This window comes from Streptococcus sp. KHUD_017, assembly GCF_054861245.1.
Genome location: NZ_CM142175.1, coordinates 1,567,555 through 1,586,632, shown reverse-complemented (window position 1 = coordinate 1,586,632; position 19,078 = coordinate 1,567,555). Strand labels below are relative to the sequence as shown.

Below are 19,078 nucleotides of genomic sequence, written 5' to 3'. Positions count from 1 at the left end.
AAGAGTGGATATTTGTGTGATAATTCCGACTTATAATTGGCAATTTGCACCTCAAGTTGAGGATGCAGATTTTACAAAAATCGCCAAGAAAGCTGGGCTAGGGCCTGAAGCTGCTCGTTTATTATTTAGCCGTGGTATTAAGGATGAAGATAGTTTGTCTCGTTTTTTGGTACCAAGTCTAGATGATTTACACGATCCCTATCTTCTCCACGATATGGATAAGGCAGTGAATCGTATTCGTCGTGCTATAGAGCAGGGGGAATTTATTCTCGTTTATGGAGACTACGATGCAGATGGGATGACATCAGCTTCTATCCTTAAAGAAACATTAGAACAATTAGGAGCTGAGTGTTTAGTCTATCTTCCTAATCGTTTTACAGATGGTTATGGTCCTAATGCCAGTGTTTACAAGTACTTCATTGAGCAACAAGGGATATCCTTGATTGTAACCGTGGATAATGGAGTTGCAGGTCATGAGGCTATTGACTTGGCTCAATCTATGGGAGTAGATGTTATTGTAACGGATCACCATTCTCTACCGGAGGTCTTACCTGATGCTTATGCAATCGTTCATCCTGAACACCCAAAAGCAGATTATCCATTTAAACATTTAGCAGGTTGTGGAGTTGCTTTTAAACTAGCTTGTGCTCTCTTGGAGGAAGTACAGGTTGAGTTGCTTGATTTGGTTGCTATTGGGACAATTGCTGATATGGTCAGTTTGACAGATGAAAATCGCATCATGGTTCAATATGGTCTAGAAGTTTTACACAACACCCAACGAATAGGGCTTCAAGAACTATTTGAAATTGCAGGGATTTCTAGTAGTGACCTTACAGAAGAGACGGTTGGTTTTCAGTTGGCGCCTCGCTTGAATGCCCTAGGGCGCTTGGATGATCCTAATCCTGCTATTGAGTTACTAACTGGCTTTGATGATGAAGAGGTGCGTGAGATTGCCCTCATGATTCAAGAAAAAAATGAAGAACGCAAGGAAATCGTTCAAGCCATTTATGAAGAAGCTAAAAGTTTGGTAGACCCTAAAAAAAGTGTTCAAGTTTTAGCCAAAGAAGGTTGGAACCCAGGAGTGCTTGGGATTGTAGCTGGTCGCTTGTTGGAAGAATTAGGGCAGACAGTTATTGTTCTGAATATTGAAGATGGCCGTGCCAAGGGGAGTGCTCGTAGTATTGAAGCAGTCGATATCTTTGAAGCCTTGGATCCGCATCGGGAACTTTTTATCGCCTTTGGTGGGCATGCAGGCGCTGCAGGTATGACACTTGAAGCGGAACAGCTAGACGCCTTATCGGAAATTTTAGAAACCTATGTAAAAGACAAAGGGATAGATGCCAAGGGCAAGAATACATTATATCTAGATGAAGAATTAGATTTGGAAAGCCTAAGTTTAGAGACGGTTAAAAGCTTTGAACGATTAGCTCCTTTTGGAATGGATAACCAAAAACCTGTTTTTTATATTCGAGATTTTCAAGTTGAAAATGCTCGTTCTATGGGAGCGGGAGATAGTCATCTAAAATTAAAGATTTCCAAAGGGACCGCGAGCTTTGAGGTAGTAGCTTTTGGTCAAGGATCAAAGGCTACAGAGTTTTCTCAGGTAAAACAACTGGAATTGGCAGTTACCCTTTCTGTTAACCAATGGAATGGGCAAACAACCCTCCAGTTGATGATGGTAGATGCCCGTGTGGACGGTGTTCAACTTTTTAACATCCGTAGTAAGAGTGTAGAGCTACCAGAGGGAGTGCCTGTCCTAGATTTTACCAGTGATTTACCAGAAATGCTTTCTAGCCCAGCAATCGTTGTAAAAAATATTCCCGAGGATCTCAGTCTTCTCAAACAAGTGTTGCAAGAACAGGATTTCTCTGCTATTTACTTTAAAAATGATATCTCTAAAGCATACTATTTGACAGGTTATGGTACAAGAGAGCAATTCGCTAAGCTTTATAAGACAATCTACCAGTTCCCAGAATTTGATATTCGTTATAAGCTCAAGGACTTATCAGCTTATTTGAAGATAGAACAGATCTTGCTAGTCAAAATGATTCAGATTTTTGAAGAACTTGGTTTTGTCACAATTGAGAATGGTGTAATGAAAGTAAATAAAGATGCTGCCAAGCGGGATATTGCTGAAAGTCAGATTTATCAAAATATTAAGCAAACTGTTAAAGACCAAGAAATGATGGCACTAGGTACAGTACAGGAAATCTATGATTTCTTGATGAAAAAATAAATATAAGGAGGCTGAAGTAACCTATTTCAGTCTCTTTTTGTAAGTGATTTTTAACTTTATGTAGTAAAAGTATACAGATTTGTAACATGACTACAACAAAAATCTAAAACAACTGACATGTAAATCAGGTATGATTCTCTTATCAACATAAAAAAAATTATCAATAAAATTTTAGGAGAAAATTGTTATGAAAAAAACAGTTGCTAAACTGACTCTTGGTTTAACATCTACAGCTATTTTTGCGACGGTTGGTGCTCAAACTGTTAGCGCAGCTTCTTACGTTGTCCAAGATGGTGATTCATTTTTTGGTATTGCTACTGCAAATGGTATGGATCCTTATGAGTTGGCAGCTAATAATGGGAAAAGCATTTTTGATACCATCCACCCTGGTGATGTGCTAGAAGTGAGTGGTCCAACTCAAGTTAGCTATACATATAATGCTCCGGCTTATGAAGCAACAAGTACTGTGAATGGGGTAGCAGCTGATGATGTTGTCATAAATACTCCTACAAACTACGGGAACTCATACCCTATTGGTCAGTGTACATGGGGCGTAAAAGAATTGGCACCTTGGGCTAGCAACTGGTGGGGAAATGCTAATACTTGGGCGATTTATGCTAGTGCTCAAGGTTATCGTGTAGGAGATGTTCCAGTAGTAGGCGCAATCGCCGTTTGGGACGGTGGTGAATATGGACACGTTGCTTATGTGACAGATGTACAAAGTGAAAATTCTATCCAGGTATTGGAAGCAAACTATGATGGTAGTGGAACTCAACCAATCGGAAACTATCGTGGATGGTTTAATCCGATAGCATCAAGAGGTACTGTAAGATACATTTATCCAAATTAAAGATACTTAAAAAGATTTAGAGCTTCTAAATCTTTTTTTATGTACTCCAGCCTAGTTTTTAGGATTTTGGTCAGCTAGAAATTTCGGAGCTTCATTCGATTTAATCGTTTAATGATTTTAGACGAAGCTTAAAAAAGAACAAAGGAAGCCCGATGTGGCTATTAGAGTGAATGTTCTCTAGTTGAAATCCTATCTTCATTTTGAAAATTAGTAAAAAAATGGTATAATGAGAGGAAAAGATTCGGGTAAAAGTAAATTGGACTTTTAAAAAAAGAGAGTTGTGAAGACTCTACAAACACGTTATAGTAATACTTCGGAGGGAAAATGACCAATATTAAATTAACAACTTTGGGCGGTGTTCGAGAAAACGGGAAAAACATGTACATCGCAGAAATTAACGACTCTATCTTCGTTTTAGATGCAGGTTTAAAATATCCTGAAAATGAGCAGTTGGGTGTCGATGTCGTTATTCCAAATATGGAATATCTGTTTGAAAATAGTGACCGTATTGCAGGTGTCTTTTTAACGCACGGACATGCGGATGCGATTGGAGCTCTTCCTTATCTTTTGTCAGAAGTGAAAGTTCCTGTTTTTGGCTCAGAGTTGACAATTGAGCTTGCTAAGCTTTTTGTTAAGGGGAATGATAGCGCTAAAAAATTCGATGATTTCCATGTTATTGATGAAAATACAGAAATCGACTTTGGCGGTACGGAGGTTTCCTTCTTCCGCACAACTCACTCTATCCCAGAGAGTCTGGGTGTCGTTTTGAAAACATCTGAAGGAAGTATCGTTTATACAGGGGACTTCAAATTTGACCAAACGGCTAGCGAATCATATGCAACTGACTTTGGTCGTTTAGCAGAAATTGGTCGCGAAGGAGTTTTAGCTCTTCTAAGCGACTCAGCAAACGCAGACAGTAATATTCAAGTAGCTAGCGAAAGTGAAGTTGGTGATGAAATTACACAAACCATTTCTGACTGGGATGGACGTATCATTGTAGCTGCTGTTGCAAGTAACCTTTCTCGCATTCAGCAAGTCTTTGATGCTGCTGCAGAGACAGGACGTCGTGTTGTTTTGACTGGATTTGATATTGAAAATATCGTTCGTACAGCTATTCGCTTGAAAAAATTGTCATTGGCTAACGAAAGTCTCTTGATTAAACCTAAAGATATGTCTCGTTTTGAAGACCACGAGTTAATCATCCTTGAAACCGGTCGTATGGGTGAACCAATTAATGGACTCCGTAAAATGTCAATCGGTCGTCACCGCTATGTTGAAATCAAGGATGGAGACTTGGTTTATATCGTTACAACGCCATCAATCGCTAAAGAAGCTGTTATGGCACGTGTAGAAAATATGGTCTACCAAGCAGGTGGTGTCGTTAAACCGATCACTCAAAGCTTGCGTGTATCAGGACATGGGAATGCGCGTGATCTGCAATTGATGATTAATCTTTTGCAACCTCAGTATCTCTTCCCAATCCAGGGTGAATACCGTGAGTTGGACGCTCATGCCAAGGCTGCTATGGCTGTTGGGTTGTTGCCAGAACGCATTTTTATCCCGAAAAAGGGCACAACCATGTCTTATGAACATGGGGACTTTGTCCCGTCTGGTGCAGTTGCTGCAGGTGATGTCTTGATTGACGGAAATGCCATTGGGGATGTTGGTAATGTTGTTCTTCGTGACCGTAAGGTCTTGTCAGAAGATGGTATTTTCATCGTGGCTATCACTGTTAACCGTCGCGAGAAGAAAATCATTGCCAAAGCACGAGTGCATACACGTGGCTTTGTCTACCTCAAGAAGAGTCGAGATATTCTGCGCGAAAGTACAGAGTTGGTGAACCAAACAGTTGAAGACTATCTCCAAGGGGAGGACTTTGACTGGGCTGATCTTAAAGGTAAGGTTCGTGACAATTTGGCTAAATTCCTTTTTGAACAAACGAAACGTCGTCCAGCCATTTTACCAGTAGTCATGGAAGCAAAATAAGGATTAAATAGCAAGAGAGAAAGTCGAGTTTCGGCTTTTTCTTATCTCAAACGAATAAGGAGCAAGTTATGGCAGTAATGAAGATTGAGTACTACTCAGAAATTTTAGATATGGAGTGGGGTGTGAATGTTCTCTACCCCGATGCGTCTCGAGTTGAGGAGCCAGATTCAACAGATATCCCTGTTCTTTATCTCCTTCACGGGATGTCAGGAAATCATAATAGCTGGCTCAAGCGAACCAATGTGGAGCGCTTGCTACGTGGGACCAATCTGATAGTTGTCATGCCAAATACAAACAACGGCTGGTATACAGATACTCAGTATGGCTATAACTACTACACAGCTCTAGCAGAAGAATTGCCTAAGGTGCTCAAACGCTTCTTCCCCAATATGACCAACGAGCGAGATAAAACCTTCATTGCTGGTTTATCAATGGGTGGCTACGGTTCCTTTAAGTTAGCACTGTCAACTGACCGTTTTTCCCATGCCGCTAGCTTTTCTGGGGCGCTTAGCTTCGAGGAGTTTTCTCCTGAGAGTCAAGATTTAGGAACGCGTGCCTACTGGCGAGGTGTTTTTGGCAAAGTTAATGATTGGGTGAATAGCCCTTACTCGCTTGAGACTCTTGCCAAAAAGTCAGACAAGGAGACCAAACTCTGGGTTTGGTGTGGCGAACAAGATTATCTCTATTCTGCCAATAATCTAGCAGTTAAAAATCTTAAGAAACTTGGTTTCGATGTGACCTATAGCCATAGTGCAGGAACCCATGAGTGGTATTATTGGGAAAAGCAATTGGAACGGTTTTTGGCTACACTGCCAATTGATTTTGTGTTGGAAGAACGCTTGTCTTAATTTTAGCTTTCTTTCAGTTTGTTTTAGTAGAATTAAGAATCTATCTTTAGAATGGGAATCCATGGCTTAAAGATGGGTTCTTGTTTTTTTAGAAAGGTGGGCAATTATGGGCTGGATTATTCGTGTGTTATGTCGGTTTTTACTATGGATTTTGCGTATGTTTTGGCGCCTTGTATGGACGCTTATCTTCTTCATTCTCATCACTTTTGGGATTCTCTGGTATGTGACAGGTGATTTACCTGCTACTTTAAATCAAGTTAGCAAAGTGGTTCGAGTCGGCCAAGCAGGTTGGAATCAATGGCAAGAAACTGGCAAGTTGCAAGGTTTATCTCAGACAGATCATCATCAAGATTCAGGAGCAAAATGGTCAAAGGCGCAAGCAACTATCTATATTGATCCTCAAATGGATGCCACTTTCCAAAAGGCCTACCTTGAAGCTATTGCTAACTGGAACCAGACAGGGGCTTTTAACTTTAAGCTTGTAACAGAAGCTGATCAGGCAGATATTTTCGCTACCGAAATGAATGATGGTTCGACAGCTGTAGCAGGTGAGGCGGAGAGTCAGACAAACCTCCTAACCAAACAATTCATTTCAGTGACCGTTCGCTTGAATCATTATTATTTATCCAATCCAAACTATGGCTATACCTATGATCGTATCATGCATACAGCAGAGCATGAACTAGGTCATGCGATTGGTTTGGAACACACCAATGAAGTTTCGGTTATGCAACCAGCAGGCTCCTATTATGGAATCCAAGCTCAAGATGTAAAAGAAGTTCAAGAACTATATGAGTCTGGGGAATAAGTGATTTTCTAAGGAAACTGGAGCTCTCTAATTTAAGCAATACAGGGGACTTTTTGCTATAATGGAACTATGAATAACTTGATCAAATCAAAACTGGAGCTCTTGCCGACTAGCCCTGGTTGTCACATTCACAAAGATAAAAACGGCACAATCATCTATGTAGGGGCGGCCAATGAGATCAAGCGACTTTTGGATCGGATTTTCCCATTCCGTAAGTGTACCAATCCGCCTTTCAAGGTCTGCTTTTAATACCATTTGGGGCCGTGTATGGCCTACACGGTCTGCCACAAGGATGAGGCCTATTTCAAGGGCATGGATCATGGGGGTTCTGATTTCCTCAAAGGGCAGATAGAGGAGATTTGTCGGGTTATCAATGCTGTTTCTTTCAGCAAAAATCGCGGTAAACATCCAGAAACGTTAGAAGGCAAGATTGTCCAGGATGCAGACCGCCTGGATGCGATAGGAGCTGTAGGAATTGCGCGAACTTTTTCCTATGGTGGCCACAAAGGGAGACCACTTACTGATACCGTCCAACATTTCCACGACAAGTTGCTCCTCTTAAAAGATGAAATGAACACGGAGACTGTCAAACAAATGGCAGAAAGTCGCCATCAATTTTTAATCACCTTTCTAAAAGAACTAGAGAAGGAATTGGACTGAGTGAAATATTGAAATTAACTTTTATAAAAGACTTATTTGAAAGGAAGATATGCTAAATCAACTAATAAAGAAACCTATTTTAAGTTGTTCAATTATATTTGTTATCTGCTCAGTAGCAAGGCTAATTGAATACTTTTATATTAGGACAGATGAAACCTTCTTATCTGAGAATTTTCTACATAAGCTTTTTGGAATTCTTCTACTGTGGGGAATCCTTTCAATTTGTAAATTAAGATGGAAAGATATTGGTTTCAGTTCTGACGGAACCGTGAGTGGTATAGGGAAGGGTCTGCTCTTTGGTTTAGTGTGTTCCGTCTTTGCATATACAGTTGAGTGCATTGTTCTCTTGTTTCTTCATGGTAATGTTCACTTATCGTTTTATGCCAGTGGTTTTTCCTTAACAAACGAAAAAGTATCTCAAGCAGGAATCTTACTTATTCTCTCAAGTGTGTTGTTTAACCTGATAAATGTCTGGATGGAAGAAGGAATATTTCGTGGCCTTTTCACAAAAATTCTTGAAGGGCTTTCTTACCGCAAGAGTCTCTTCTTTATAGCCTTCCTATTTGGAATATGGCACTTGGTAATGCCCTTAAGAGATTATCTTCAAGGAGAATCGTCACTCGTAAATCTCATCGTCATGGGCATTGGCTATGTTATCTTAGCGGGAATGATGAGTATCAAATGGTCCTTACTCTACCAAATGACAGGTTCCTTATGGTTTGGGTTAGGAGATCATTTTTTAAACAATCTTGCTTCAAATCTAGTTCACGTGGTTTCAAATTCTGAAGCAGATAGTTTGCAGATAGTAAGAATCCTTCTGTGGCAGTTGTTGTCATTTGTAATTGTTTTGAGCATATATACAAGAAAGTCAAAGACTTTAGATAACGAATTATAAATCTCCATTAGAAATTTCGAAACCCTTTAACAGTTTATGAAACGACGATTTAAAACGAATGATATGACATAACATTATAAGAGGAGCATAGCCTCTCTTTTTTGCTATAATAGAGAGTATGAATAACTTGATTAAATCAAAACTGGAGCTCTTGCCAACTAGCCCTGGTTGTTACATTCACAAAGATAAAAACGGCACTATCATTTATGTAGGAAAGGCTAAAAATCTGCGCAATCGGGTGCGGTCCTACTTCCGTGGGAGCCATGACACCAAGACAGAAGCCCTGGTGTCTGAGATTGTAGATTTTGAGTTTATTGTCACGGAGTCTAATATTGAGGCGCTTCTTTTAGAGATTAATCTTATCAAGGAAAACAAGCCTAAGTACAATATTATGCTCAAGGACGACAAGTCCTATCCTTTCATCAAAATCACCAATGAGCGCTATCCTCGCTTGATTATCACACGTCAGGTCAAAAAAGACGGAGGTCTCTATTTTGGTCCCTATCCGGATGTGGGGGCAGCCAATGAAATCAAACGGCTATTGGATCGGATTTTCCCTTTTCGCAAGTGTACCAACCCTCCTTCCAAGGTTTGTTTTTATTACCACATAGGCCAATGCATGGCTCATACGGTTTGTCGCAAGGATGAAGCCTATTTTAAAGCTATGTCCCAAGAAGTCTCTGATTTTCTCAAGGGACAAGACGATAAAATCATTGATGACCTCAAGGAGAAGATGGCTGTGGCAGCCCAAAGTATGGAGTTTGAACGTGCCGCGGAATACCGTGATTTGATTCAGGCTATTGGCACCCTTCGGACTAAGCAACGAGTCATGGCTAAAGACCTCCAAAACCGTGATGTCTTTGGTTACTACGTGGATAAGGGTTGGATGTGTGTTCAGGTTTTCTTTGTCCGTCAAGGTAAACTGATTGAACGTGACGTCAATCTCTTCCCTTACTACAATGATCCAGACGAGGATTTCCTGACCTATGTAGGGCAGTTTTACCAGGAGAAATCTCACCTGATACCCAATGAAATCCTGATCCCTCAAGATATTGACGAAGAAGCTATCAAGGCTTTGGTGGATACAAAGGTTCTCAAGCCCCAACGAGGGGAGAAGAAGCAACTGGTTAATCTGGCTATCAAAAACGCTCGTGTTAGTTTAGAGCAGAAGTTTAATCTGTTAGAGAAATCAGTTGAAAAGACTCAAGGTGCTATTGAAAACCTTGGCCGACTTCTACAAATTCCGACCCCAGTCCGCATTGAGTCTTTTGACAACTCCAATATCATGGGGACTAGTCCTGTTTCTGCCATGGTTGTTTTTGTCAATGGGAAACCGAGCAAGAAGGATTACCGCAAGTATAAGATTAAGACAGTTGTGGGGCCAGATGATTACGCAAGTATGCGAGAGGTTATCCGCAGACGCTATGGTCGCGTCCAGCGTGATGGCTTGACCCCGCCAGATTTGATTGTCATTGATGGAGGGCAAGGTCAGGTAAATATTGCCAAGCAGGTTATTCAAGAAGAGTTAGGGTTAGATATTCCAATCGCAGGTCTGCAAAAAAATGATAAGCACCAAACTCATGAATTACTCTTCGGAGATCCGCTTGAGGTGGTAGAGCTATCTCGCAATTCTCAAGAATTTTTCCTCCTGCAACGCATTCAGGATGAGGTGCACCGTTTTGCCATCACTTTCCACCGTCAACTGCGCTCTAAAAATTCTTTCTCCTCTCAATTGGATGGAATTGAAGGCTTGGGTCCAAAACGCAAGCAGAACTTGATGAAATATTTCAAATCTCTGACAAAAATCAAGGAAGCCAGTGTGGATGAAATTGTGGAAGTTGGCATACCAAGAGCAGTAGCAGAGGCTGTTCACCAACACTTGAATCCCCAAGAACGAGTAGAACTAGCTCAGGTAGCTGAGTCACCTGCTGAATACAAGTGATAAAGTAGTAAGAAAAGGTTTTTGCTTTAGCGAGTGCAAGCTAGTCAGAATTGTGGTAAAATAGATAAGATATGACAAAAGAATTTCATCATGTAACGGTCATGCTCCATGAAACCATTGATATGCTTGATGTGAAGCCTGATGGCATTTACGTTGATGCGACCTTGGGTGGAGCAGGCCATAGCGAGTATTTATTAAGTAAATTAAGTGAAAAGGGGCATCTCTATGCCTTTGACCAGGACCAGAATGCCATTGACAATGCGCAAAAACGTCTGGCGCCTTATATCGAAAAAGGAATGGTCACCTTCATCAAGGACAACTTCCGTCATTTGCAGGCACGTTTGCAGGAAGCAGGTGTAGAAGAAATTGATGGCATTTGTTATGACTTGGGAGTTTCGAGCCCGCAATTGGATCAGCGTGAGCGAGGTTTTTCTTATAAAAAAGATGCGCCGCTGGATATGCGGATGAATCAGGAAGCTAGTTTGACCGCTTATGAGGTTGTCAATCATTATGACTATCATGACCTGGTAAGAATCTTTTTCAAATATGGAGAAGATAAGTTTTCTAAGCAGATCGCTCGGAAGATTGAACAGGCGCGTGAGCTGAAGCCGATTGAGACAACGACAGAATTGGCCGAGATTATCAAGTCTGCTAAGCCTGCCAAGGAACTCAAGAAAAAAGGTCATCCGGCCAAACAAATTTTCCAAGCCATCCGTATTGAGGTCAATGATGAACTTGGAGCTGCAGATGAGTCCATCCAACAAGCTATGGAATTACTAGCAGTGGACGGAAGAATCTCAGTCATTACCTTTCATTCGCTGGAAGATCGCTTGACCAAGCAATTGTTCAAGGAAGCTTCGACGGTAGAAGTTCCAAAAGGCTTGCCATTCATCCCGGATGATCTCAAGCCTAAGATGGAATTAGTCTCTCGCAAACCGATTCTACCAAGCAAGGAGGAGTTGGAGGCCAATAATCGTTCCCACTCAGCCAAGCTACGAGTAGCTCGAAAAATTCACAAGTAAGGGGATAAAATGGTAGACAAAAGAGAAACGACGAGCCAATTACTGCAAGCTCGTATCAAGAGATTTTCACGTGTTGAAAAGGCCTTTTACCTTTCAATTGCCATTACAGCCCTTGTCTTAGCCATCAGTGTGGTCTATATGCAAACCAAGCTTTTACAAGTCCAGAGTGAACTAACGACTGTTAATGCTCAAATTGAAGAAAAGAAAACGGAGTTGGATGATGCTAAGCAAGAAGTCAATGAATTGATCCGTTCAGAACGACTGTCAGGGATTGCGGATTCGCAAGAACTGCAACTAAACAATGAAAATATCCGATCGGCGGAGTAGTATATGAAAACCTGGAAAGAAAAAATAGTACACTTTGCCATTAAGAATCGCAAATCTCCCCTTGAAAACCGCAGACGAGTTGGGAAGAGCCTTAGTCTCTTAGCCGTCTTTCTCTTTGCTGTTTTTTTGGTTAACTTTGCGGTGATTATTGGTACGGGGAAGAAGTTTGGCGTTGACCTGGTCAAAGAAGCTAGTAAGGTTCACCAAACAACTCTGACAGTTCCTGCTAAGAGGGGAACCATTTATGACCGTAATGGAACTCCCATCGCAGAAGATGCGACCTCTTATAATGTTTATGCTGTAATAGATAAAGAATATAAGTCAGCTAATGGTGATGTTCTTTATGTAGAAGAATCTCAGTACAATAAAGTGGCAGAAATTTTTCATAAATATTTAGATATGGAGGAGACTTACGTCAAAGACCAACTCTCTCAACCAAATCTCAAACAAGTTTCTTTTGGTGCTAAAGGAAATGGGATTACCTATGCTAATATGATGTCCATTAAACAGGACTTGGAAGCCGCTAAGGTCGAGGGTGTTAATTTTACGACTAGTCCCAATCGAAGTTATCCAAATGGGAAATTTGCCTCATCCTTTATTGGTTTAGCCCAGCTACATGAAAATGAAGATGGCACTAAAAGTCTAATTGGGACATCGGGTATTGAGAGTTCCTTAAATAGTTTATTGGCAGGGACAGATGGTATTATTACCTATGAAAAAGACCGCTTAGGAAATATTGTTCCAGGTACGGAGCAAGTTACCCGACAGACTGTAAACGGGAAAGACGTCTATACGACCCTATCTAGTCCTTTGCAGTCCTTTATGGAAAGTCAAATGGATGCCTTCCAAGAAAAACTAAAAGGCAAGTATATGAATGCTACCTTGGTTAGTGCTAAGACAGGGGAAATTTTGGCAACGACTCAGAGACCAACTTTTGATGCGGATACAAAAGAAGGTATTACTGAGGATTTTGTTTGGCGAGACCTTTTATATCAGAGCAATTACGAACCTGGTTCAACCATGAAAGTTATGACTTTAGCGGCATCTATTGACAACGGAACATTCTCCGGGGGAGAATATTTTAATAGCAGTGAGTTGAAGGTGGCAGATGCAACTATCAGGGACTGGGATGTTAATGATGGCTTATCAGCTGGAAGTATAATGACTTACTTACAAGGGTTTGCTCACTCAAGTAATGTGGGTATGACTTTGCTCGAACAAAAGATGGGGGATGCTACTTGGTTAGAATACCTCAATCGATTTAAGTTTGGGGTTCCAACTCGTTTTGGAATGCCCGATGAGTATGCTGGACAACTACCTGCAGATAACGTCGTTAATATTGCCATGAGTGCTTTTGGTCAAGGTATCTCTGTTACCCACACCCAGATGCTCCGCGCTTTTACAGCCATTGCTAATGATGGGGTTATGCTAGAACCGAAGTTTATTAGTGCCCTCTATGATCCAAATGATCAGACTGTTCGTAAATCACAAAGAGAGGTTGTAGGGAATCCTGTTTCTAAAGAAGCGGCTAGTTTGACTAGGGAAAACATGATTTTGGTTGGTACAGACCCTATTTATGGGACCATGTATAATCGTAATGATAATAAACCAGTAATTACTGTTCCTGGTCAGACTGTTTCTGTCAAATCTGGAACAGCTCAAATTGCAGATGAGCAAAAAGGTGGATACTTAGTTGGGAAAACCAATTATATCTTTTCTGTAGTAACCATGCATCCTTCTGAAAATCCTGATTTTATTCTCTATGTGACAGTTCAACAGCCAGAACACTTTTCTACACCTTGGTTTGGAGAATTTGCTAATCCTATTCTTGAACGAGCTTCTGCTATGAAAGAATCTCTTAATCTACAGTCAACAGCTAAAAATCTGGATCAAGTTACAACTACAACTAGTTATGCAATGCCAGCGACCAAAGACTATAGTCCTGGAGACATGGCAGAGGAACTGCGACGCAACCTTGTTCAACCGATCGTTATTGGTTCAGGGACAAAAATCAAAGACAGTTCAGTAGCAGAAGGAACAAATCTAGATGCCAACGAACAAATCTTACTCCTTTCAGATAAGGTAGAAGTGATGCCTGACTTATATGGCTGGTCTAAGAAAAATGTTGAAACCTTTGCCAAATGGTTGAATCTTGAAGTTGAATTTGAAGGTTCAGGAGAAATTGTTAAAAAACAAAATGTTCGTTCTAATACAGCTTTAAAAGATTTACAAAAAATAAAAATAACATTAGGAGATTAGGATGCTAGTTTCTATCTTTCCTGGAATCCTTACTTTTGTTCTCACAGTAGTAGGAATTCCAGCCTTTATCCGTTTTTACCACAAAGCACAAATTACCGGTCAGCAGATGCACGAGGATGTGAAACAACACCAGGCTAAAGCTGGGACGCCGACAATGGGAGGGATTGTCTTTCTCGTAACAAGTGTTTTCGTTAGTTTAGTTCTTGCTCTTTTGACCAATCAACTAACGAATAATGTAGGAATGATCCTCTTTATCCTAGTCTTATATGGTTTGGTTGGTTTCTTAGATGATTTCCTCAAAGTTTTCCGTAAAATCAACGAAGGGCTCAATCCTAAACAAAAACTCTTGCTTCAGTTGATAGGAGGAGTTATCTTCTATTTCTTTTATGAAAGAGGAGGAGATATTTTAAATGTGTTTGGGTATCCATTGCACTTAGGATTTCTTTATATATTCTTTGCTCTCTTCTGGTTAGTTGGTTTTTCAAATGCTGTTAATTTGACTGACGGAATTGATGGCTTGGCAAGTATTTCAGTAGTGATTAGCTTATCTGCTTATGGAGTCATTGCTTATGTTCAAAATCAGGTGGATATCTTGCTAGTCATTATAGCCATGATTGGTGGGCTTCTTGGTTTCTTTATCTTTAACCGTAAACCAGCAAAAGTATTTATGGGAGATGTGGGAAGTCTTGCTCTTGGAGGGATGTTGGCTGCAATTTCTATGGCGCTGCACCAAGAATGGACACTACTCCTGATTGGTATAGTGTATGTTTTTGAAACAACATCTGTCATGATGCAAGTTACCTACTTTAAGTTGTCTGGCGGGAAACGTATCTTTCGAATGACACCAGTTCATCACCATTTTGAGTTGGGTGGATTTTCTGGTAAAGGTCAAGCCTGGAGTGAGTGGAAAGTCGATTTCTTCTTTTGGGGAGTGGGCTTGCTTGCTAGTCTCGTCACCTTGGCTTTCATGTATTTATTCTAAAATAGAATATTGGAATATAAAAGAGAAGGATTTATACCCTTCTCTTTTTAGTTCCTATTTTCTTCAGTTGAGGAATCCTTTTCTCAAAAAAGTAAAATTATGATAAAATGGAAAAAAAGAAAGATGAAATGATGAGTTATTTTAAAAAGTATAGATTTGATAAATCTAAGTTTAAGTTGGGGATGCGCACCTTTAAAACAGGAATCGCTGTTTTTTTGGTCCTCATGATTTTTGGTTTTTTTGGATGGAAGGGACTTCAGATTGGAGCTCTTACAGCCGTTTTTAGCTTGAGAGAAGACTTTGATAAGAGTGTCCATTTTGGGACATCTCGTATCTTAGGGAATAGTATCGGTGGTTTTTATGCGCTGATTTTTTTTCTCTTGAATAACTTTTTTCATGGAGCCTTTTGGGTAACTCTCCTTGTGGTTCCGATATGTACCATGTTAACCATCATGACAAATGTTGCCATGAACAATAAGTCAGGGGTCATTGGGGGAGTTGCAGCCATGCTGATTATTACCCTATCAATTCCGAGCGGAGAGACTGTTTTGTACGTGTTTGCTCGAGTTTTTGAGACTTTTATGGGAGTTTTTGTAGCAATTCTAGTAAATTATGATATTGATCGCTTGCGGAGTCTCATACAGAAAAAATAAAATAATGTCACAAGATATGACATTAACAATTGACGATTGATTTTTTTTAGACTATAATAGACAGAAAGAAGAGGAAGTGCACATGAAGGAAAAAGAATTTCGTCGCAATATGGCAGTTTTCCCCATTGGTAGTGTTATGAAGCTGACTGATCTTTCGGCGCGTCAAATTCGTTATTATGAAGATCAGGAGTTGATAAAACCTGATCGAAACGAAGGTAATCGCCGGATGTATTCTTTAAATGATATGGATCGATTGCTTGAGATTAAGGATTATATCTCTGAAGGTCTGAACATTGCTGCTATCAAGAAAAAATATGCCGAACGTGAGGCGAAAGCCAAGAAACCAGTTAGTCAAACTGAGGTTCGTCGTGCCCTTCGGAATGAAGTTCTTCAACAAAGTCGCTTTGCTTCTCAACAATCACCTTTTGGTCGCGGTTAGGCAACCGCTAGTCATCATATATAAGGAGAAAAACCATGCCAATCACAGCTGCAGATATTCGTCGTGAAGTTAAGGAAAAAAATGTAACCTTTATCCGTCTCATGTTTTCAGATATTTTGGGAACAATGAAAAACGTCGAAATTCCTGCTACAGATGAACAACTAGACAAGGTCTTGTCAAACAAGGCTATGTTTGATGGATCTTCTATTGAAGGGTTTGTTCGTATCAATGAATCAGATATGTACTTGTACCCTGACCTAGACACATGGACTGTCTTCCCTTGGGGAGATGAGAACGGTAGTGTCGCAGGATTGATCTGTGATGTCTATACAACAGAAGGAGAGCCATTTGCTGGAGATCCTCGAAGCAACCTTAAACGAGCTCTTCATCACATGGAGAAAGTTGGATTCAAATCTTTCAACCTTGGTCCGGAACCAGAATTCTTCCTATTCAAGCTTGATGAAAACGGAGACCCAACTCTTGAGGTGAATGACAAGGGTGGTTACTTTGATTTGGCGCCTACAGACCTTGCTGATAATACCCGTCGTGAAATTGTTAACGTCTTGACCAAGATGGGATTTGAAGTAGAAGCCAGTCACCACGAAGTTGCCGTAGGTCAACATGAGATTGACTTTAAGTATGATGAAGTTCTTCGTGCATGTGACAAGATTCAAATCTTTAAACTTGTTGTAAAGACAATTGCGCGTAAACATGGTTTGTATGCAACCTTTATGGCTAAACCAAAATTCGGTATCGCTGGTTCAGGAATGCACTGCAATATGTCCTTGTTTGATGATGAAGGGAACAACGCCTTCTTTGATCCAAATGATCCAAAAGGAATGCAATTGTCAGAAACAGCCTATCATTTCCTTGGTGGTTTGATCAAGCACGCTTACAATTACACAGCTATCATGAACCCGACAGTTAACTCATACAAACGTTTGGTTCCAGGGTATGAAGCACCTGTTTACATCGCTTGGGCAGGTCGTAACCGTTCTCCGTTAGTACGCGTTCCCGCTACTCGTGGAATGGGAACTCGTTTGGAGTTGCGCTCAGTAGACCCAATGGCAAATCCATATATCGCTATGGCTGTGCTTTTGGAAGTTGGTTTGCACGGTATTGAAAACAAAATCGAAGCACCAGCGCCAATCGAAGAAAACATCTATATCATGACTGCAGAAGAGCGTAAAGAGGCTGGCATCACAGACCTTCCATCAACTCTTCACAACGCTTTGAAAGCTTTGACAGAAGACGAAGTGGTTAAAGCAGCTCTAGGTGAACACATCTACACTAGCTTCCTTGAAGCTAAACGAATTGAATGGGCAAGCTATGCAACCTTCGTTTCACAATGGGAAATTGATAATTATTTAGACCTTTACTAATAGAGAAGAAAGATTGTCTGAGGGTAAGCAGTCATACAGCAGTCTAAGCAATCGAATACTTATAACCCCTAAATTAGCGATTTCGGTCGCTATTTATTTTTCGAAAAATCCTCTTGATTCTTTTGCAAATTAGATCTATCATCAAACGTGTAGAAGAAAATCAAGGAGTCACTATAGAAAAATTCAATTTTGAAAACAACATCGGGAAAGAAAACAAACTGCCTCAAATCGAAATCTACAAGCTCACTAACTTTTGCAAGCTTCAAAATTACACATCTGTAAATATTTTTTTGAAAGATATATTTGAACCTATTGTGAATTGAGACTAGAATAGGACACTGCACCTGCTAAAACATTTCTAGAAATTAATTTAACTTTCCTAATCGATTTGTTCACATCTTCTTTCAATCTACTATATTATCCCAATAAATGATGATGGCGATCGTTTTATTTATGCTTGTCGATTTTTGAATCTTGAACGACCAGAAGAATATTTCTGCCGAGGTTGCCAAACGAAAAAACCTGAAAATATTGAATTTTAGGACGAACAACTATAGGCAGAAAAAGTGGAGGTTTTGAATATTCGTTTGGAAGTGAAAAATTAAACTATCTACAATCTCATCAACAATAAACCTATTTTAATTCCATTATCTATAGGCGTATTTTTACGCCTTTTTATATATTTGAAGCACATAAGAAACATTATGAGAAGTTTGCTGATGGAAGTATAAAAGAGTTTAAACATAATATACCTAAAGGATGGGCCATAGTTTATTTACCAGACATTTGTGCATTAGAGGACGGCTCAATAAAAAGAGGTCCTTTTGGTAGTTCTATAACAAAGTCAATGTTTGTTCCGAAAGGAGAACATACATATAAGGTTTATGAACAAGGTAATGCTATAAGAAAAACTATAGATTATGGAGACTATTGGTTAAAAGAGAGTGATTATATACGTTTAAAAAATTTTTCAATAAAAGCAGGAGATATTTTAATATCTTGTGCAGGTACTATTGGAGAAATCTTTCAAATACCTTCAAATTATTATAATGGAGTTATAAATCAAGCATTATTAAAACTTACGTTAAACTCAGATATAATAGATTCACAGTATTTTAAATGGATGTTTACGAGTTTGATTAATACACTAAAAGAGCATTCTATAGGTTCAGCGATAAAAAATTTAGCTTCAATAAAATTTTTAAAATATGAAGTTCCTATGTTATTGCCTCCGCTAGCTGAACAACAACGAATAGTAGAAGCAATCGAATCAGCTTTAGAAAAAGTAGATGAATATGCTGAAAGTTATAATAGACTAGAACAGCTAGATAAAGAATTTCCAGATAAACTAAAAAAATCTATTCTTCAATATGCTATGCAAGGAAAATTAGTTGAACAAGACCTAAATGATGAATCAGTCGAAGTTTTACTTGAAAAAATACGAGCAGAAAAACAAAAACTCTTCGAAGAAGGCAAGATTAAAAAGAAAGATTTAGAGATTTCAATTGTTTCCCAAGGAGATGATAACTCTTATTATCTGAATAACATTAAAATTGAAATAGATTTTCCAAGAAGATCAACTTGGTTGCTAGCTCCTTTAGAAAAAATTGTAACAACTATTTCAGCTAAGCCTTATCAAATAAAACAGTCTGAAATTGTAAAAGAGGGCAAGATTCCAGTAGTTAGTCAATCTAAAATATTAGTTGAAGGATTTTCTAATAATTTTTCTAAGATTCTAGACTATAAAACAGACGTTGTAATATTTGGTGACCATACAAGAAATCTTAAG

General features: G+C 39.5%; 16 protein-coding genes and 3 pseudogenes. 18 read left to right on the top strand and 1 reads right to left on the bottom strand.

Annotated features, from left to right (window positions below):
- Positions 1–16 precede the first annotated feature (16 nt).
- The 16 genes and pseudogenes from recJ to glnA all read left to right on the top strand — a co-directional run bounded on the left by recJ (position 17) and on the right by glnA (position 17,289).
- The gene (gene recJ / locus ACVAMZ_RS07880) at positions 17–2,236 is read left to right on the top strand and encodes a single-stranded-DNA-specific exonuclease RecJ (RefSeq protein ID WP_461684542.1); all 2,220 of its coding nucleotides are present in this window, start codon (positions 17–19) and stop codon (positions 2,234–2,236) included.
- Positions 2,237–2,423: 187 nt separating this feature from the next.
- Positions 2,424–3,086, top strand: a complete 663-nt coding sequence (locus ACVAMZ_RS07875) for a COG3942 and LysM peptidoglycan-binding domain-containing protein (RefSeq protein ID WP_461684541.1) — start codon at positions 2,424–2,426, stop codon at positions 3,084–3,086.
- Positions 3,087–3,410: 324 nt separating this feature from the next.
- Positions 3,411–5,072: a ribonuclease J gene (locus ACVAMZ_RS07870; RefSeq protein ID WP_004251767.1), complete on the top strand. Its 1,662-nt coding sequence runs from the start codon at positions 3,411–3,413 to the stop codon at positions 5,070–5,072.
- A gap of 68 nt (positions 5,073–5,140) precedes the next feature.
- Entirely contained in the window at positions 5,141–5,920 is a 780-nt protein-coding gene (locus ACVAMZ_RS07865) for an alpha/beta hydrolase (protein ID WP_461684540.1), read from the top strand.
- Between the two features lie 106 nt (positions 5,921–6,026).
- Positions 6,027–6,728: a M57 family metalloprotease gene (locus tag ACVAMZ_RS07860; protein WP_461684539.1), complete on the top strand. Its 702-nt coding sequence runs from the start codon at positions 6,027–6,029 to the stop codon at positions 6,726–6,728.
- 69 nt (positions 6,729–6,797) lie between these two features.
- A pseudogene (locus tag ACVAMZ_RS07855) lies at positions 6,798–7,088 on the top strand (hypothetical protein); the annotation flags it as partial.
- Positions 7,068–7,388, top strand: a pseudogene (locus tag ACVAMZ_RS07850) (HD domain-containing protein); the annotation flags it as partial. The pseudogenes ACVAMZ_RS07855 and ACVAMZ_RS07850, both read left to right, overlap by 21 nt.
- Before the next feature lie 49 nt (positions 7,389–7,437).
- The gene (locus ACVAMZ_RS07845; protein WP_461684538.1) at positions 7,438–8,283 is read left to right on the top strand and encodes a CPBP family intramembrane glutamic endopeptidase; all 846 of its coding nucleotides are present in this window, start codon (positions 7,438–7,440) and stop codon (positions 8,281–8,283) included.
- Between the two features lie 118 nt (positions 8,284–8,401).
- Complete coding sequence (uvrC, locus tag ACVAMZ_RS07840; protein ID WP_461684537.1) at positions 8,402–10,225, top strand: excinuclease ABC subunit UvrC; 1,824 nt, start codon at positions 8,402–8,404, stop codon at positions 10,223–10,225.
- A gap of 71 nt (positions 10,226–10,296) precedes the next feature.
- Complete coding sequence (gene rsmH, locus ACVAMZ_RS07835; RefSeq protein ID WP_075228524.1) at positions 10,297–11,247, top strand: 16S rRNA (cytosine(1402)-N(4))-methyltransferase RsmH; 951 nt, start codon at positions 10,297–10,299, stop codon at positions 11,245–11,247.
- 9 nt (positions 11,248–11,256) lie between these two features.
- Positions 11,257–11,574, top strand: coding sequence for a cell division protein FtsL (gene ftsL / locus ACVAMZ_RS07830; protein ID WP_461684536.1), 318 nt, complete (start codon positions 11,257–11,259; stop codon positions 11,572–11,574).
- 3 nt (positions 11,575–11,577) lie between these two features.
- Positions 11,578–13,833 (top strand): penicillin-binding protein PBP2X, encoded by a 2,256-nt coding sequence (gene pbp2x, locus ACVAMZ_RS07825; RefSeq protein ID WP_461684535.1) that lies wholly within the window; start codon positions 11,578–11,580, stop codon positions 13,831–13,833.
- A 1-nt stretch (position 13,834) separates the two neighbouring features.
- Positions 13,835–14,815, top strand: a complete 981-nt coding sequence (gene mraY, locus ACVAMZ_RS07820) for a phospho-N-acetylmuramoyl-pentapeptide-transferase (RefSeq protein WP_461684534.1) — start codon at positions 13,835–13,837, stop codon at positions 14,813–14,815.
- Positions 14,816–14,946: 131 nt separating this feature from the next.
- Positions 14,947–15,468, top strand: coding sequence for an FUSC family protein (locus ACVAMZ_RS07815; RefSeq protein ID WP_075568048.1), 522 nt, complete (start codon positions 14,947–14,949; stop codon positions 15,466–15,468).
- 82 nt (positions 15,469–15,550) lie between these two features.
- Positions 15,551–15,907, top strand: a complete 357-nt coding sequence (gene glnR / locus ACVAMZ_RS07810; RefSeq protein ID WP_000659542.1) for a transcriptional repressor GlnR — start codon at positions 15,551–15,553, stop codon at positions 15,905–15,907.
- Positions 15,908–15,942: 35 nt separating this feature from the next.
- A complete protein-coding gene (gene glnA / locus ACVAMZ_RS07805) occupies positions 15,943–17,289 on the top strand; it encodes a type I glutamate--ammonia ligase (RefSeq protein ID WP_461684533.1) in 1,347 nt (448 codons plus the stop codon).
- Between the two features lie 89 nt (positions 17,290–17,378).
- On the opposite strand, the gene ACVAMZ_RS07800 is transcribed toward glnA, so the two are convergent.
- Entirely contained in the window at positions 17,379–17,516 is a 138-nt protein-coding gene (locus ACVAMZ_RS07800) for a glutamine synthetase (protein WP_247912891.1), read from the bottom strand.
- Between ACVAMZ_RS07800 and ACVAMZ_RS07795 the strand changes: the two genes are divergently transcribed.
- Both ACVAMZ_RS07795 and ACVAMZ_RS07790 read left to right on the top strand, forming a co-directional pair.
- Positions 17,463–17,612, top strand: coding sequence for a cell envelope (locus ACVAMZ_RS07795; RefSeq protein ID WP_080555153.1), 150 nt, complete (start codon positions 17,463–17,465; stop codon positions 17,610–17,612). The two genes, ACVAMZ_RS07800 and ACVAMZ_RS07795, sit on opposite strands and share 54 nt — an antisense overlap.
- A 524-nt stretch (positions 17,613–18,136) precedes the next feature.
- Positions 18,137–18,832 (top strand): annotated as a pseudogene (locus ACVAMZ_RS07790) (restriction endonuclease subunit S); the annotation flags it as partial.
- Positions 18,833–19,078: the final 246 nt, after the last annotated feature.

Excerpts from the sequence above, each read along its gene's own strand:
- ACVAMZ_RS07875 (WP_461684541.1), top strand. The coding sequence starts at position 2,424 with ATGAAAAAAACAGTTGCTAAACTGACTCTTGGTTTAACATCTACAGCT.
- ACVAMZ_RS07870 (WP_004251767.1), top strand. The coding sequence starts at position 3,411 with ATGACCAATATTAAATTAACAACTTTGGGCGGTGTTCGAGAAAACGGG.
- ACVAMZ_RS07865 (WP_461684540.1), top strand. The coding sequence starts at position 5,141 with ATGGCAGTAATGAAGATTGAGTACTACTCAGAAATTTTAGATATGGAG.
- ACVAMZ_RS07860 (WP_461684539.1), top strand. The coding sequence starts at position 6,027 with ATGGGCTGGATTATTCGTGTGTTATGTCGGTTTTTACTATGGATTTTG.
- ACVAMZ_RS07845 (WP_461684538.1), top strand. The coding sequence starts at position 7,438 with ATGCTAAATCAACTAATAAAGAAACCTATTTTAAGTTGTTCAATTATA.
- uvrC (WP_461684537.1), top strand. The coding sequence starts at position 8,402 with ATGAATAACTTGATTAAATCAAAACTGGAGCTCTTGCCAACTAGCCCT.
- rsmH (WP_075228524.1), top strand. The coding sequence starts at position 10,297 with ATGACAAAAGAATTTCATCATGTAACGGTCATGCTCCATGAAACCATT.
- ftsL (WP_461684536.1), top strand. The coding sequence starts at position 11,257 with ATGGTAGACAAAAGAGAAACGACGAGCCAATTACTGCAAGCTCGTATC.
- pbp2x (WP_461684535.1), top strand. The coding sequence starts at position 11,578 with ATGAAAACCTGGAAAGAAAAAATAGTACACTTTGCCATTAAGAATCGC.
- mraY (WP_461684534.1), top strand. The coding sequence starts at position 13,835 with ATGCTAGTTTCTATCTTTCCTGGAATCCTTACTTTTGTTCTCACAGTA.
- ACVAMZ_RS07815 (WP_075568048.1), top strand. The coding sequence starts at position 14,947 with ATGAGTTATTTTAAAAAGTATAGATTTGATAAATCTAAGTTTAAGTTG.
- glnR (WP_000659542.1), top strand. The coding sequence starts at position 15,551 with ATGAAGGAAAAAGAATTTCGTCGCAATATGGCAGTTTTCCCCATTGGT.
- glnA (WP_461684533.1), top strand. The coding sequence starts at position 15,943 with ATGCCAATCACAGCTGCAGATATTCGTCGTGAAGTTAAGGAAAAAAAT.